The organism is Streptomyces sp. 5K101 (assembly GCF_046506645.1).
GTDB lineage: Bacteria > Actinomycetota > Actinomycetes > Streptomycetales > Streptomycetaceae > Streptomyces.
Genome location: NZ_JBKFFO010000017.1, coordinates 104,736 through 118,620, shown reverse-complemented (window position 1 = coordinate 118,620; position 13,885 = coordinate 104,736). Strand labels below are relative to the sequence as shown.

Sequence of the window (13,885 nt, the reverse complement as noted above, 5' to 3'; positions counted from 1 at the left end):
GTGGGCACTCCTACGCGACGGTCGTCCCTTCGAGAGCAGCCCGCCCCTTCGCGCTGTCAGCCTCGGCTGAGGTGGCCACAGCCAGTCACGAGTCAGGCATTGACAACCACATTGGGAATCAGTAGAGCGTGCCGGGGACGGTGCGCCCTCTGGCGTTCCCTGGCAGCGCCCTTCCCCGCCCCCGCCTTCGCGAGGAACAACTAGGCCAAACGGGCTAGAAATCACCAAAACGCCGCGAAGGGTGCCCCCCAGAAAAGCCCCTGAGAGCGCCGTTCGCGACTCCCCTGGTGTGATCGGGTGCGAGTCGGCAGGTTCGGCCGCCAGGGAGCCACAGGGAGCTTCGGGCTGCCCCGTACACCCCCGATCGGGTTAACGTCCATGGTTAGTGCATTCTTACCTCCTATTCGTGGAAGAATACGAGGTACTGAGGGTTAGTCAGGAAACCCCGCTTCAGCAAGGGTTCGAACATTGACCGTTAGCAAAGGAAACGAAGAAAGGGCCGTGCCCGGCCCCCGCGTCTACGAGACGCAGAAGACTACGGCGCCGCCTGCGCACGATCTCGACTTCCCGCCGGTGCAGAACGGCGTCGACTACCTCAACAGCGCCTGCTTTAAGCTGGGCCATCCCACACCTCGGAACCTGAAGTACGCCGTCCTGCATCTCCAGGCCGCCACCGAAGTCCTCCTCAAGGCCCGCCTGCAACAGGAGCACTGGAGCCTGGTCTTCAAGGACCCCGGACTCGCCACCCGCCAGAGATTCGAGGTCGGCGACTTTGAGAGCTGCACCACCGCTGCGGCCCTTGCCCGCCTGAAGGACATCGCCGGCGTAGCCGTCGACGACAAGTCGGCCAAGAGCCTGGCCATCCTGTCCAAGTGGCGGAACGCGATCCAGCACTACGGTCTCAAGACACAGGCCAGGGCCGTCGAGGCACGCGCCGCCCAAGTCCTCGACTTCCTGGTCGCGTTCGTGCACGACCACCTCCTGCCAGCTCTGCCCAAGTCGGAAGCAGATGAGCTCGACAAACAGCTCTACATCATTCGCTCAAGCGTCCGGAGGATGCAGGCGTTCAGCGACACGCGACGCAAACGCCTGTCCAGCGAGCTGGACGACCACAAGCCTCGTACCGTGCAGTGCCCCGACTGCAGCGAGTGGGCCTTGGTCGTCGGTGAGGGCTGGGTAAAGCTGTCGTGCCGCTTCTGCCACACCACATGGCGTGACCCAGGAGACCTCCTCATCTATTACGTCCTGCTTCACGGCGTGGAACCTGATGACGTCTCGGAGGTCTGCCCCAACTGTCATCAACTGGGTCTGCTGGTCGGCTGCACGCTCGTCGCCGACGCGCCCGGAGACCTTGCGACCCTCTGCTTCGGCTGCGGTGAGGCCTTCAATGCAGTGGCCACATGTTCCGGCTGCGCTGACCGCTACGTTCCCGGTGAGAACGACGGTGGTGTGTGCCGACGGTGCATCGAGTGGCGTAGCGCCTCTACCACGGAGGAATCGCGGTGAAAGACGTTCAGGAGCGACCACGGTGACCACGACAGCGACCCAAGCGACCGACCCTGATGGCATCGTCTACGAGGCTGAGATCGTCGACGACGACGAACGACTCTTGCCCGCAGCCCCGGCCGGCGCCCCGGCCCGCTACCGCATCACCCGCCACACGATCCTCACCGATGGGGAGTTGCCGCCGCGCGCCGACGAGGAACCGCCCTTCACCAACAAGGACATCTACGTCCCGCCCAGCGTGAAGAAGCGGATCACCGAGCGCGGCGCCCGCAACACCCGGGTCAACCGAGACTCCACGCGCACCCGCTTCGAGCAGTGGTGCGTGAAGGAGCGCCGGATCGCCCAACCCACCACCACGACGGCGAACGTCGCCGCGTACTTCGGCCACCTCATGGAGACGGGGAAGCCGGACGGCAGCAAGTACAGCCCGGACAGCCTGCTCGCCTACTGCTCCCGGATCGTCTCCTGGTACCCGAAGGGGGAGCGGCCGGACGCCTCCCTCGTCCGCGAGATGATCGAGGACTACCGGCTGGAGGAGTACATCCCGGCCGGAGGAGAGAAGGAACAGTCCGCCGGCCTCACCCTGAAGTACCTCGTCAAGGTCCTCGCCAAAATCGACGAGACCACCCGGATCGGGCGCCGTGACGCGGCCATGCTCGTCCTGCAGTACGGGATGCTCTACCGCTCCATCGAGGTCACGAACCTGCTGGTCAAGCAGGTCCGGGTGGACACCGACGGCGTGTGGGTGTGGACCGCGAAGAGCAAGACGCGCCGCAATGGCAAGGGCCGGTGGCGCTTCATCCGCGACCGCGCCGACCTGCGGATCGTCGCCCGCGTACGGGCCTGGCTCGCCGATCTCCGCGAGCTGCGCGAGCCCACCGAGCACGACCAGAACCCCACGGACGGCGAACCGGCCTACCTGCCGACCAAGCCGCTCTTCCGGGCCCTGACCACCAAGGGCAACCTCAAGCGCCGAAAGAACGCCACCGTGCGGGGCCTGTTCCTCACCGGCCGAGCCGTCAACGAGATGGTGCAGGCGCGCGCGGCCGCCGCCGGCGTCGCCCTGATCAACGGCCTCAAGGTCACCTCCCACAGCCTGCGCGCGGGCCCGAACACCGACATGGCCGAAGCCCTGGTCCCGCTCTCCGAGCGCAACACGGCCGGCGACTGGCACGCGGACTCCACCCTCGCCGACGACATCTACAACCGGCCCGACGGCACGATCGACACCAGCAGGGACGACCCGCTCGACGCCGTCCCGCTCTGGGGCGATTTCGAGGGCCAGGCCGCGGCCACCGGGACGCAAAAGAGCAGGTCAGAGCCTATTTCGTGAGTAGGTAGCCCTGGCATGCTCTGGCGCGGCATACTCGACACATGGCTGGCATCGAGATCGACGACACCACCAGGGCGACCCTGCAGTCCCTCGCGGACGAAGCTGGGCTCCCGCTGGACACCTACCTCGCGCGGGTAGCCGAGGAGAAGCAGCGCGAGCACGCGCTGGCAACGGGTGCCCAGACCTTCCGCCGCGTGACCAGCGACCCGGCGACCCTCGCCGCATTCGACGCCGAGTTCGGCGCCCCGACGGTCAAGCACGCGCCGCGGGCGGCCTGACCTGTGCCAGCCGAGTACTTCGTCGACCATCGGTGGATCCTGGAACGACAGGAGGAACTCCTCCCGGACGACCTCAGCGTCAACGACTTCTCCGTCCTCGTCGGCATGTCCGCCCGCCACAAGGTCGACCCACCCCGCCACGACCAGCACCACCCTGACGCGTACTGGCGAGCCGCGGTCTTCCTGGAGGAGTGCGTGGTCCTCCGCCCCCTCCCGTCCAGAAACGAGCTGTTCGGCTACGGCCTGGCCATCGCCTACTTGGAGATGCATGGGGAGCGGGTCGACACGAAGTTCGAGGTGTGGCGCGAGCTGATCGCCGACATCCGCGCCCTGCAACTCGACTCGTATGGCATTGCTGACCGGCTCCGCTCCCTGCGGACCCCCTGAACCCGTTTCCCTCTCGCCACCACGCGTTTCGAAAACTCGAAGGCTGCTGGATAGTGTCGAACTTCACCGACCTGGAAGGGCAGTTGCATGGCCAGCGAGATCGTGATTGCGCAGACGACCATCGATGACGAGGAGCAGGCGAAGGCCCTCGCCCGCGGTGCGGTCGAGGGCCGGTTGGCCGCCTGCGCCCACATCGACCAGCCGTTCACCGCGGTGTACAGGTGGAAGGGCGCCATCGAGACCGCTCAGGAGTGGCGGATCTCGTACAAGACGACCACAGACCGACTTCCGGAGCTGGAGGCCTGGGTTGCCCAGCAGCACAGCTACGAGGTTCCTGAATGGATCACTCTTCCGGTGGCCGGTGGTTCCGAGGCCTATCTGAAGTGGGTCGTCGAAGAGTCCTCGTCGCAGTCCGGCGAGTGACCCCTCACGCTGCGAACTGCTGAAGATGCCTTGCGAGTTCACGCTCGCTGCCCGGAAGCTGCGCTGCGACGGCTTGGGCGCGTGCTCGCCCCATGGTGGTGGGGCGAGCCTCGCTCGCTGCGGCGAACTGACGTGACACGTAGACGCCTTGGTCCACGTCGCCTCCGCGCAGCAGCGCAGTCGCCAGGTCGCCAAGAACCACAACGCCTGAGTCTGGCAGTTCCCTGCCCAGTCTGTTAACTGCCTGGTCCGCGGTCTCGGCCAGTTCCTGCCTCCCGAGCTGTCCGTACACGGACAGCGCCAGGGAATCCATTCGGTAGGGGGTCACGAAGCGCACCCATGCCTGCTCGTTGGTGTGATCGGCGAAGTCGTAGGCGAAGCGGGCCCGGTCCAGGGCGCGGAGGGCGTTTTTGTCATCGCCGGCGCTCGCAGCCTCTTCCGCAAGCCTGCCGTAGATCCAGGCGGCGGCGGCCGCGTTGCCTGGGCCTCGCACATCCTTGGCGGCTTGGGCCAGCAGCGCCGCAGCCTTTTCAGGAGTAGCTGCCCCGTAGCTCGCGTAGGCCAGCGCTAGGGCCCGCAGGGGCGCGTGGCCAGTGTCCTTCGCGCAGTCCGTGGTGACCTCGTAGTAGGCGTGGGCCCGAGCTTGGTCTCCTAGGTCCCATGCCACCCATCCGGCCAAGGCTGCGGTTTCTCCGGCCGCGATCGTCAATGCTCGTTCGTTCTGGCCAGATCGCGGTAGCGCGGCCGTGATCGCGTCGAGGTGTGACTCAACTTCGCTCTGCAGTTCCCGAGCGGTCAGGTGGCCCTCTCTTACGTGAAGGGCAGAGGCGCGATCGACAAGGGTGGCAGCTGATTTCGCGTCGATCTCCTTTCCCCTGCTGAGGGCGTGCGCGAGGCGTTCCCACGGCTCGGTAGCGGCGGCTGCACCAACGACGGCACCTCCAAGCAGCGTGCGGCGTTTCACGTCGTCCTGGTCCTCCCCTTCAGGCCGGGCGCTCTTCCTGCGCCTGGCGCGGGCGGCTGTGGCCTCCCGCTGTAGGTCTTCAGGGGATAAGCCGCAAGCCACCGCGATATGCGCGAGCGTGTGGTTCGTCGGGATGTTCTCGCCGTGTTCGTAGCGGTTGATCTCCCGCCGGGTCATGGTGTCCCGGCCTGAGACCGCGTTGATCGCGGCTGCCTGCTCCTCCTGCGTCCGCCCGGCGTCCTTACGGAGCCGGAGGAGCAGCTCAGCGAACTCGTCCGTTGCCATGAGTGTGACCTCGTCCTCGGGTGGAAACCAATCATGGCCCCAACTTCCCCCGCCAGTTTCCCCCTTGACAGATTTTTCCCCCTCTGATTTCCCCTGGCAGAGCATTCGGACTCGCGAAACGGTGAGTCCATGACCACGATCCGTAAGGCACTCGTCTCCGAGAGCCCGCATGCTCTCAGCCGAGCCGACTTGGGCCGGCTCAGCCTGGCGCAGCGGATCACTGCCTTCCTTGACAGCATTCCTGTCATACCGATGCCGGGTGAGCTGGAAGGCGGCATCGACGACTCGTGGTGGGACGTCACCGAGCAGCCTCGCATCCCGGCGAATCAGCACGCCCGCCTCGGCCGACTCCGCCGTACGGCGGTGGACACGGCCATCACAAAGCCCGGCGCCCCCTTCAAAGTCGTGCTGTACGCCACGGCGCCGGCCGGACAGGACCCTGCGCCCGCCCTCACGCTGGCGGAGAGGTACTCCCACGAGCGCGGCTGGCACGTGGTTGGCCGGTTCGTCGACGAGGCCGCAGACACGCCCCCCTGGACGCGCGAGGAGTGGCCCAAGGCCCTCCGAACCCTCCGCGGCGGCTTCGCCCAGGGTCTCGTGACCATCGACCGTACAGCGGTCTCACCCGCGGACGAGCCGTACGAGAAGACCCTGCACTGGCTCCTCGACCACTTCAGCTTCGTAGCCCACGTACGGCCATACCCCGCCGTGACGGTGTGTGCGTGATGGCCACTCCCACCGGTCCCGAAGGAAGGCACCCCATGTGCCCCACTGCTAGCCACCCGACGCTCGAGACCCGGGTTCCTGACCGAACCGGTAAGAAGGTGCGCGGCGTGCGGGACTGGACGCCGCCGCACCAGCGGGAAGACCTCGAACGGCTCTTGGAACGGCTCCGGGCTGGTCTCCCGGTCGACGCCGCGTATGACGACCTGGACGCGGTCCTGGGCGGCGGGCCCATGCCTCGGGATGACGAGGTCCTGGAGCTCACGGAGCGATTCCGCGGCAACCTCATGATCCTCGTCGACCACGTGCTGGAACGTCAGTCGGGCACCGCTGAGGAGAGGGACCCACTCGTCGAACGTGCCCGAACGCTCCGCCAGGCAGAGCCCGCAGCGGGAGTCACCCCCCTCGCGTTCCTTCGCCGACTCGCCCTCACGGCAGAGAGCCTTCTGGAGCTGCTCCTGCCCGACGAGGAGTCCGCATGAGCACCGCGAGTCGGCTGGAGACCCCGAGCATCGCCGTCCTTCCCCCCGGCGAGGCCTACGACTACGACTACTTCCGGGCTCGACTCGGCGACGAGGAACTGTTGTCGCGCAGCGTCGCCATCCGGGTGTTCCGCATGCCGTTCCTGGCCGTACCCGCTGGCGGTACTCGGCGGGGCGGCTGCTTCCCCACCGACAGCATGGCCCTCGCCCTGGCCGTCCGGGACGCCCTCAAGTCGTACAACGGCTTCCCCGCGCTGCGCGTCGGCTGGCTGTGCTCCCCCGTCGCCTCGTGGGGCGTCGCGTGGGGGGACCGACCGCCCGTTACCTGGGATGACGAATCTCAGCGCCTGAATTTTTACGGACTGCACGCCCCTGCGGCCCCCGGCCGCTCACTGACGCCCTCTCCGGCCGTTCTCAGCTGTTCCCCCACGGCTTCGTAGATCGCCGGAGAGGGCCCCTCCGCCCCGTACACGCACCCGAGAGGAAGAGCTTCATGTGTCGGCACGCTCCCCCCTGTCCTACTGCCGAAGCGGCTGATGGTGACGCCGCGGCGGTCGTCGCCCGGCACGACGAGCAGGGGTGGTCGCTGCTGTGCAACGGCATCGTGCACTTCGACGACACCGGCGAGCTCCTGCCCGACGGTCGGATCGTGCCGCCTCATCGGCCCGTCCCGGCGGGCGGCTGCCGCGTGAGCGCGACACGGCCTCGCCAGTACGACTGGAGAGGCGTGCGGGTGCCGTTCATCGCGCCGTGGTCCCGCGAGTCGCAAATCCCCGTCCCTCTGGTGCGGCGCCCCGACCTCATCGGGGGTGGGATCGCGTATGCCGATGAGATTGCCAGCATGGACCGCCGCAACGGCGTGCTGTGGGTCAGGATGCCGGCGGTTCGTGGAGCCGGAGAACCGCGCCTCGCCCGGGTGCACGCGCTCCGGCAGCGTCAGGCGATGCATCACATGCTGTGCCTGGTGTGCGGGACGTCCACGTTCGGCAGGAAGGACGGCCGGCATCTGTTCCTCCTGGGCGAGCGCCGGAACCGGCCGATCGCTGAAGGAGAGATCACGGCCGTGCCTCCCCTGCATGAGGAGTGCGCTGCCGAATCCCTTCGGGACTGCCCGCACCTGGGGCGCGGGGCCGTAGCGGCGTGGGTGAAGAATCCGCTGCCCTGGGGCGTCGCCGGCATCGTCCACGACCCACGCACCCTCGCGCCGATTCCCGCCCGCAAGGGAGAGGAACTGACCTTCCTGTCGTTCGGATCCTCACAGTTGCCGTGGACCATCGCGGCCCGCGACGTCATCTCTCTCAACGGCTGCACGCCCGTCGCCCTCGACGAGCTGCTGCCCAACGGCAAGATCATCGCCCCGCAAAGGCCCGCTCATCAGGTTGGGAGCGCCGCGTGACCACCCCCATCGCATACAGCCATCCGCAGATAGGCATGTTCCTGGCCTCCCAGCTGCTACGCGAATTGCGGGACTACAAGGTCGTCAATCTGGACGATCTTGTGCCCGCCGCCTAGACGGCCGTCCGGCGGTCCTGATGTGACGGATCGGACCGTCGGACGGCTTTCCACCGGCGCCAGACGTCTCGCGCGCCGTCCGCTACGGCCCGGCGGCCCCGGATGAGCCGACGAGAACGAAGAACGCCCGCCGATAGCCTCCCCGGCCCACCGGCACGCTCATGCCGGCCCCTCGAACACGTACGACCGAAGGAACTCGTCGGCTCGCGACACCCCGAAAACCCCAAGAGAGAAGGAAGCTCCGCGTGTTCATCGACATCCCGAGCGAACTCGAAGCCGCTCTGATCGACCTTCCTCTCCCGACGTGGGAACTGGACGGTTCGTTCCTGGCGCAGCCCACCATGGAGCGGTACCGGACCGAGCTGACTGCCACCCCGCGGTTCGAGGAGACCGCCGCGACGCTGCGCCACGCGCTGACCGGGGAAGGCGGAGGATACGCCGTGCTGCGCCTGGGGAACCTCGTCAAGGCGCTGGGGACCGACGACGACCGGTTCCTGCGGCTGGTGACGGGCTTCGCGGCCGAGGTGGCGGTCCCCTTCTCGCCCTTCCCGCGGTGGCCCCTGTGGAAGGACATCGGGGTCAAGGTCGACAAGGACCCAGGCAAGTCCAGCGGCATCGGGTACAACGCGTTCCACATGGACCTGGTGAACGGGACCCTGCCCCCGGACTACACCACGCTCCTGTGCGTTCGCCCCGACCCGCTCGGCGGCGGCCCCAGCATCCTCTCCGACGCCCACGCGGCGGTGGCGCGGCTGTCGGAGGACAGCCGCGCCCTGTTGGCCGAGTCGGCCTACCACTACGGGACTTTCTTCGACCTGTTCGGCGTGGGCGAGGAGTACAAGCCGTTCCCGATCTTGGATGGCTCCGAGCCGGGCGAGGGGTTCGTCCGGTTCACCGCCAAGATGCTGGAGCGGTCCCAGCTCGGCCAGGCGCACGCCGACGCCGCCAGGAAACTCGCTGAGGAGCTTGTCCGGGGTCAGGTCTCCTTCATGCTCCAGCCCGGCGACTACCTCATCGTGAACCAGCGCCGCTTCCTGCACGGCCGGGAGGCGCTCCACAGCGGTCAGGAGACCGTTCCGGTCTCCGACCGGCGGCTGCTCCTCCAGTCGTTCCTGCGCGCGAGGACTGGCGACGGCTCGGCCCGCGTAGCCGACCGACGGAACCGGTGACCTGCCGAGTCCCGCCCCCGGGCCCAGCCCTCGAGCACCTGGCACGGCCACGGGGCGGGGCCCGGTCGGGCACCCCCGGAGACGGTCGCGCACATGGCTTCCCGCGCCCGCGCACGGACCTATATGCGCGAGTTGTACAGCGACTGCCACACAGCGCCGGCGAGCGCCCGCGTCGCCCGCGGGACCGACAGGCGCTCGTGCCGGCGGTACAGGGCCCAGTTGTATTGCACGAGCGACAGCTTGTTGGAGGAGAGCGATCCCGCCTGGTGGGCCCTGTACACCGCGAGCGGCTCAGCCAGGCCCCGGGCGTCCGCGCCGTCCCGCATGATCGACAGCCAGAGGGCGTAGTCCTGGCGCTTGCGCATCTCCGGCATCAGCCTCGTGCCCAGGGCCTTGCGGTCGTACATGGCCGTCAAGGCGCCGATGTAGTCCCGGCGCAACATCGCGCGGTAGTCCACGTGCTCCCGCGCACGAACCACCCGCCCGTTCGGGACCCAGTCGGTGCTCTCGCCGTCGTAGTCGGCGTCCATCTTGAAGTACGAGGTGAACGTCAAAGGCGCAGTGCCCTCTGCAGCGAAGGCGAGCTGCTTCTCGGTCTTCTCCGGAAGCCACATGTCGTCGCTGTCGAGAAAGGCGATGTAGTCCCCGCGGGCCCGCTGAATCGCCAGGTTGCGGGCCCGGCCCGCACCGCCCCGCTCGGGCGCCGACTCCGGCAGGACGCGCTCGTCCTGCGCGGCGAACTCGCGGAGCAGGTCCATGGAGCCATCGGAGGACTGGTCGTCGGTGACCAGCAGCTCCAGGTCGCTGTGGGTCTGCGTGAGTACCGATCGGACGGCTGCGCCGAGGGTGGCTGCCGAGTTGTACACGGGCATCACGACAGACACCAGGGGCACAGCGCTTCTCCTTGCCAGACCAAGAACGACGGTCCATTCAAGCACCGCAATCGAGTAGGAGCTGCCATGCAGATAGTTGTCGCTGGTCAGGGCTACGTAGGGCTTCCCCTGGCCGTACGCGCCGCCGAGGTGGGGCACCGTGTAGTCGGCTACGACGTGGACCCGCACCGCGTCCAGCAGCTCGCCGCCGGCCAGTCCTACGTGAGGGACGTGGACTCCTCGCGGCTGCGCGCAGTGCTGGACTCCGGGGCCTACTCCGCGACCGCCGACACTGCCGCGCTGGCTGGCTTCGACATCGCGGTGATCACCGTGCCGACCCCGCTGCGGGACGGCGTGCCCGACCTGACCTACATCGAGGCCTGCGCCCGGACGCTGGGCGAGCACCTTCGCCCTGGCGCGACGGTGATCCTGGAGTCCACGACCTATCCCGGCACCACCGAGGAGCTGCTGCTGCCGATCCTGGAAAAGGTGTCGGGCCTCAAGGGCGGGGTGGACTTCCTGGCCGGATTCAGTCCCGAGCGGATCGGAAACAAGCGATGGTCGTTCGACGGGACGCCGAAGTTGGTATCCGGAATCGACGCCAAATCACTCGATGCGATCAAGGGTTTCTACGACGGCATCTTTCAGACCACGGTACCGGTGTCCGGGACGAAGGTCGCCGAGCTGGCCAAGCTGATCGAGAACACCTTCCGGTTCGTCAACATCTCCATGGTCAACGAGATGGCGATGCTGGCCGCTTCCCTCGGCGTGAACATCTGGGAGGCGATCGACGCCGCCGCGACCAAGCCCTTCGGATTCACGCGGTTCACCCCGGGGCCGGGGGTCGGCGGGCACTGCCTGCCGGTTGACCCGATGTTCCTCTCGTGGAAGGCCCAGCAGGAGCTTGGCGTCCCTTTCCGGTTCGCGGAACTCGCCGCCGACGTGAACCGGCACATGCCCGACTACGTCGTCCGGCGTCTCGTGGAAGCACTCGACAAGCGCGGCATGCCCGTCAGCGGATCTCGGATTCTGCTGCTCGGCCTGACCTACAAGTACAACGCCACCGACCTTCGCAATTCCCCTTCCGCACGTGTCGCCGAACTTCTTATTGACCTCGGCGCTGAGGTCCGCGGCGCCGAACCCAACATCCCGGACGGCGACGACACCAAGCTGAACGTGCCCCGGGTCGATGCGACCCCGGACGAGGTAGCAGCCGCTGATGCAGTGGTTCTTCTCATGGACCACCCGCGATTTGACCTCCCGATGATCGAGAAATGCGCAACCTATGTTCTCGACTGCCGAAACCGCCTTTCCGGAGTGAATGTCGAGACTCTTTAGGTTCTCGAAATTCCCCCGGGCCCGCGGCCGATCCTCCATCTTCGGGAGTTCTCTTGCGCGACGAATGGGAACACGCCCACACGGACTTCACCGTGCCCGTGCAGCGTCGCCTTCCTGGCTCGATGGCCGAAAATGAGAGTGACTGGCGCCACTACCTGGAATGCTCAACCCCCAACGGCTGGCTGATACAGAACAACGCGATGACCGAAGCGCTCGTCAGCGGAAAGCCGATGTACCTGCTGCACACCACCAAGGACATCGACGCCATCCGCATCAGCCGGCAGTTGCACGTCTCCACCGGATGCCTGGTCGGAGCCCTGTACTGCTCGCCTCTCGTCAGTCAGCGTGAGGGACTGCGCCCCCATAACCTCGGCGCCTACCTGATGCGGACGAAGCCTTCCACCACGCCCATGGTCTTCGAGGTCATCCCGGACGCCCCGATCCGGCCCAAGGGCGTCGACTACCTTCATCTCGGTGCCATCCACCTGCGTACCTACGAGCGCTACCAGAGCTTCCTGACCCTGGCCGAGAACGACCAGCTCGACCACGCCGTGCTGACCGGGCTGCGTTCCGCGGCCGTGTTCCTCGACGTCGCCCTGCGCAACGCCGCCGGCCATGCCACTCCGGCACCCGAGTTCATCGACCAGTTGTCCGACGCCGTGGCCCACGTGCCGTTCCTCGGCTACCTGTACTTCGAGGTTCTGTCCGAATATCTGATGCTCCACTCCGTTACTCCGGAGACCAAGACCTATGCCCAGGCGGGAGAGCTGAACAACTGGCTCTACAAACGACTCGCATTCGCCGCCGTGGACGGCATGGACCAGTTGTTCGACCTGGCCCGTTTCAATCCGCGCTACCACCGGCTCGTCCAGCTCATCGAAGGCATGGAACCAGCTCTCGGCCCGGGAGTCGCCGAGTACGTCCGGCGACGACTGTCCCACCTGTTCGCCCGGACCGCGCTGCACCCGTCCCAGGACGCGGCGTCGGTCACCTTCCAGGGCACTGATCTCAGCACGCTCCGGGTAGCCGCGCCCGGACTGATCGGCCAGATGATCTTCCGCGAGATCCGGTACATGCCGCGCTACCAGCAGCTCTACCACTGCTTCGAGAAAGCCAAGGCTCTTGAGGTATGGGATTACTGGAACAGCGAGGGAATACCCACACCCTTCAATGGAATCCTCCCCAAGGGAGAGATAGGGATAAATCCCGTCTACCCCAGGTCGGCAGTCAGAGTATGGACGGCAGATCAGGACAGTAAGGGCTACTTGCATCCGGCCGAGGAGGTCTCGGCCGTCTTCACGCCGCACCTGGCGTCGTGGTGGGCGCCACCTCGTCAGCGCGAGAGGCAGATCGCCACCGCTGACTCACGAGTCGAGGTGGCCCTGAGACCCCGATCTCCGATTCAAACTCAACGGGCATCCATTGATGGGATATCCGCATGACGCCCAAACTCCTGAACATCGTGACCGGCATCAACCGCACCTCCGTGCCTTCGTCCGGGAGCATGATCCTCGTCAACGATCTCTACGGCGCGATGCCTGATATCCACACGACCTTCCTGGGCAGGGCACCGGTCGATCAGGCTTGGACGGCCGCGTTCGATCATCTGATCATCCTTTCCACGACGAAACACCCTCACGGCCCCGACTTCGACCCGTACGTTGACGAGTTGACGCGTGAGGTCGGTGTGCTCATCGAGAAGATTCAGCCGAACGCCATTCACGCCCAGTACCTCGGGTTCGCGCTCAGCCTGGCCTTCACCCGAACCGCCGGCAACATCCCGATCATCACCATCGCCCACGGCCCCGACGTGATGGCGGCCGAGCGCAGCGCATCAGAACGCGAGGCCATGAATGAAGTTGCTGCCGCAAGCGCCGCAATCGTCGCCCCGACCTCCGCCCTCGCCGACCGCATCGACCGTCTCACCGGACGCCGATTCACCGATCGACTCACCGTCATCCCGTGGGGCATCCGTTTGAGCGATGCCCGGGTACGCGATCAACCGCCTACTGGCACCGGACCCCTGTCTCTGGTGCACGCCGGTCGCCTGGACGACAACAAATCCACGATCACCGCCGTCGAAGCCCTCGCATTGACCGATCAGCCGCACCACTTGACCGTGGTCGGCAACGGACCCCTACGGGAGCATCTGGAACAGCGGGCTCTCGAACTCGGGCTGCGGGACCGAGTCCGTTTTGATCCGTTCCTGCCCCGCGCCGAACTATGGCGCCGTCTGCCGAACTTCGACGCCTTCGTCTTCACGACCAGAGGTCTGGAGGCTTTCGGGCTCGTCCTCATCGAGGCCCAAGCCCACGGACTCCCGGTCGCCTACTCCGATCTTCCCGGTGTGAGGGAAATTCTCGGGAGCGCTGGCGTTCCCTACACTCCTGGCGACCCACGCTCGCTGGCCGTGGCCCTAGACGAGATGGGCCGGGACTTCCACCGGCGCAAGGCCCTGACCAAGGCGGCTCTCAATAACGCGCGCCGATACGACATCACTACCACCGGCCGCCAGCTTCGCGAACTTACGCTCCGCGTTACCGATCCCTTCAACACGCATTCGACGACCGGCCCGCAGCAGCCTGCCGCGCCCGGGAGTTGACGTAACGGAAC

The 13,885-nt window shown here is 66.7% G+C and carries 14 protein-coding genes and 1 pseudogene; 13 read left to right on the top strand and 2 right to left on the bottom strand.

What is annotated here, in order from left to right; translation table 11 throughout:
• Nucleotides 1-501: 501 nt before the first annotated feature.
• From ACLB9X_RS27690 to cutA, 5 genes are all read left to right on the top strand, one after another.
• Nucleotides 502-1,506: a hypothetical protein gene (locus ACLB9X_RS27690; protein WP_410363140.1), complete on the top strand. Its 1,005-nt coding sequence runs from the start codon at nucleotides 502-504 to the stop codon at nucleotides 1,504-1,506.
• Nucleotides 1,507-1,528: 22 nt separating this feature from the next.
• On the top strand, nucleotides 1,529-2,839 hold the full coding sequence (locus tag ACLB9X_RS27685) for a hypothetical protein (protein ID WP_410363139.1): 1,311 nt from the start codon (nucleotides 1,529-1,531) through the stop codon (nucleotides 2,837-2,839).
• A 41-nt stretch (nucleotides 2,840-2,880) separates the two neighbouring features.
• Nucleotides 2,881-3,117, top strand: a complete 237-nt coding sequence (locus ACLB9X_RS27680) for an antitoxin MazE7 (RefSeq protein WP_410363138.1) — start codon at nucleotides 2,881-2,883, stop codon at nucleotides 3,115-3,117.
• Nucleotides 3,118-3,120: 3 nt separating this feature from the next.
• Entirely contained in the window at nucleotides 3,121-3,504 is a 384-nt protein-coding gene (locus ACLB9X_RS27675; RefSeq protein WP_410363137.1) for a toxin Doc, read from the top strand.
• 87 nt (nucleotides 3,505-3,591) lie between these two features.
• Nucleotides 3,592-3,927, top strand: coding sequence for a divalent-cation tolerance protein CutA (cutA, locus tag ACLB9X_RS27670; protein WP_410363136.1), 336 nt, complete (start codon nucleotides 3,592-3,594; stop codon nucleotides 3,925-3,927).
• A 4-nt stretch (nucleotides 3,928-3,931) separates the two neighbouring features.
• Here the strand turns inward: cutA and ACLB9X_RS27665 are convergent, their stop codons facing one another.
• Complete coding sequence (locus ACLB9X_RS27665) at nucleotides 3,932-5,176, bottom strand: helix-turn-helix domain-containing protein (RefSeq protein WP_410363135.1); 1,245 nt, start codon at nucleotides 5,174-5,176, stop codon at nucleotides 3,932-3,934.
• Between the two features lie 129 nt (nucleotides 5,177-5,305).
• Between ACLB9X_RS27665 and ACLB9X_RS27660 the strand changes: the two genes are divergently transcribed.
• From ACLB9X_RS27660 to ACLB9X_RS27640, 5 genes and pseudogenes are all read left to right on the top strand, one after another.
• Nucleotides 5,306-5,902 (top strand): hypothetical protein, encoded by a 597-nt coding sequence (locus ACLB9X_RS27660; RefSeq protein WP_410363134.1) that lies wholly within the window; start codon nucleotides 5,306-5,308, stop codon nucleotides 5,900-5,902.
• Nucleotides 5,902-6,381, top strand: coding sequence for a DUF6415 family natural product biosynthesis protein (locus tag ACLB9X_RS27655; protein WP_410363133.1), 480 nt, complete (start codon nucleotides 5,902-5,904; stop codon nucleotides 6,379-6,381). The genes ACLB9X_RS27660 and ACLB9X_RS27655 overlap by 1 nt, the downstream gene beginning before the upstream one ends.
• Nucleotides 6,378-6,821, top strand: a complete 444-nt coding sequence (locus ACLB9X_RS27650) for a DUF6302 family protein (RefSeq protein WP_410363132.1) — start codon at nucleotides 6,378-6,380, stop codon at nucleotides 6,819-6,821. Before ACLB9X_RS27655 ends, ACLB9X_RS27650 begins: the two co-directional genes overlap by 4 nt.
• 53 nt (nucleotides 6,822-6,874) lie before the next feature.
• Nucleotides 6,875-7,060, top strand: a pseudogene (locus ACLB9X_RS27645) (DUF5999 family protein); the annotation flags it as partial.
• Nucleotides 7,061-8,138: 1,078 nt separating this feature from the next.
• A complete protein-coding gene (locus ACLB9X_RS27640) occupies nucleotides 8,139-9,062 on the top strand; it encodes a TauD/TfdA family dioxygenase (RefSeq protein ID WP_410363131.1) in 924 nt (307 codons plus the stop codon).
• A 119-nt stretch (nucleotides 9,063-9,181) separates the two neighbouring features.
• Here ACLB9X_RS27640 and ACLB9X_RS27635 read toward each other — a convergent pair whose 3' ends face one another.
• Nucleotides 9,182-9,955: a glycosyltransferase family 2 protein gene (locus ACLB9X_RS27635; protein WP_410363130.1), complete on the bottom strand. Its 774-nt coding sequence runs from the start codon at nucleotides 9,953-9,955 to the stop codon at nucleotides 9,182-9,184.
• A 66-nt stretch (nucleotides 9,956-10,021) separates the two neighbouring features.
• Here ACLB9X_RS27635 and ACLB9X_RS27630 point away from each other — a divergent pair, with 66 nt between their 5' ends.
• From ACLB9X_RS27630 to ACLB9X_RS27620, 3 genes are read left to right on the top strand one after another with little or no spacing between them, the layout of a single operon-like run.
• On the top strand, nucleotides 10,022-11,272 hold the full coding sequence (locus ACLB9X_RS27630) for a nucleotide sugar dehydrogenase (protein ID WP_410363129.1): 1,251 nt from the start codon (nucleotides 10,022-10,024) through the stop codon (nucleotides 11,270-11,272).
• A gap of 53 nt (nucleotides 11,273-11,325) precedes the next feature.
• Nucleotides 11,326-12,714 (top strand): hypothetical protein, encoded by a 1,389-nt coding sequence (locus tag ACLB9X_RS27625; protein WP_410363128.1) that lies wholly within the window; start codon nucleotides 11,326-11,328, stop codon nucleotides 12,712-12,714.
• Nucleotides 12,711-13,874: a glycosyltransferase family 4 protein gene (locus ACLB9X_RS27620; RefSeq protein ID WP_410363127.1), complete on the top strand. Its 1,164-nt coding sequence runs from the start codon at nucleotides 12,711-12,713 to the stop codon at nucleotides 13,872-13,874. The genes ACLB9X_RS27625 and ACLB9X_RS27620 overlap by 4 nt, the downstream gene beginning before the upstream one ends.
• The last annotated feature ends 11 nt before the right edge of the window (nucleotides 13,875-13,885 follow it).

Bases quoted from the DNA above. Each gene is read 5' to 3' on its own strand.
- ACLB9X_RS27680 (WP_410363138.1), top strand. From the start codon at position 2,881: ATGGCTGGCATCGAGATCGACGACACCACCAGGGCGACCCTGCAGTCC.
- cutA (WP_410363136.1), top strand. From the start codon at position 3,592: ATGGCCAGCGAGATCGTGATTGCGCAGACGACCATCGATGACGAGGAG.
- ACLB9X_RS27665 (WP_410363135.1), bottom strand. From the start codon at position 5,176: ATGGCAACGGACGAGTTCGCTGAGCTGCTCCTCCGGCTCCGTAAGGAC.
- ACLB9X_RS27660 (WP_410363134.1), top strand. From the start codon at position 5,306: ATGACCACGATCCGTAAGGCACTCGTCTCCGAGAGCCCGCATGCTCTC.
- ACLB9X_RS27655 (WP_410363133.1), top strand. From the start codon at position 5,902: ATGGCCACTCCCACCGGTCCCGAAGGAAGGCACCCCATGTGCCCCACT.
- ACLB9X_RS27650 (WP_410363132.1), top strand. From the start codon at position 6,378: ATGAGCACCGCGAGTCGGCTGGAGACCCCGAGCATCGCCGTCCTTCCC.
- ACLB9X_RS27630 (WP_410363129.1), top strand. From the start codon at position 10,022: ATGCAGATAGTTGTCGCTGGTCAGGGCTACGTAGGGCTTCCCCTGGCC.
- ACLB9X_RS27620 (WP_410363127.1), top strand. From the start codon at position 12,711: ATGACGCCCAAACTCCTGAACATCGTGACCGGCATCAACCGCACCTCC.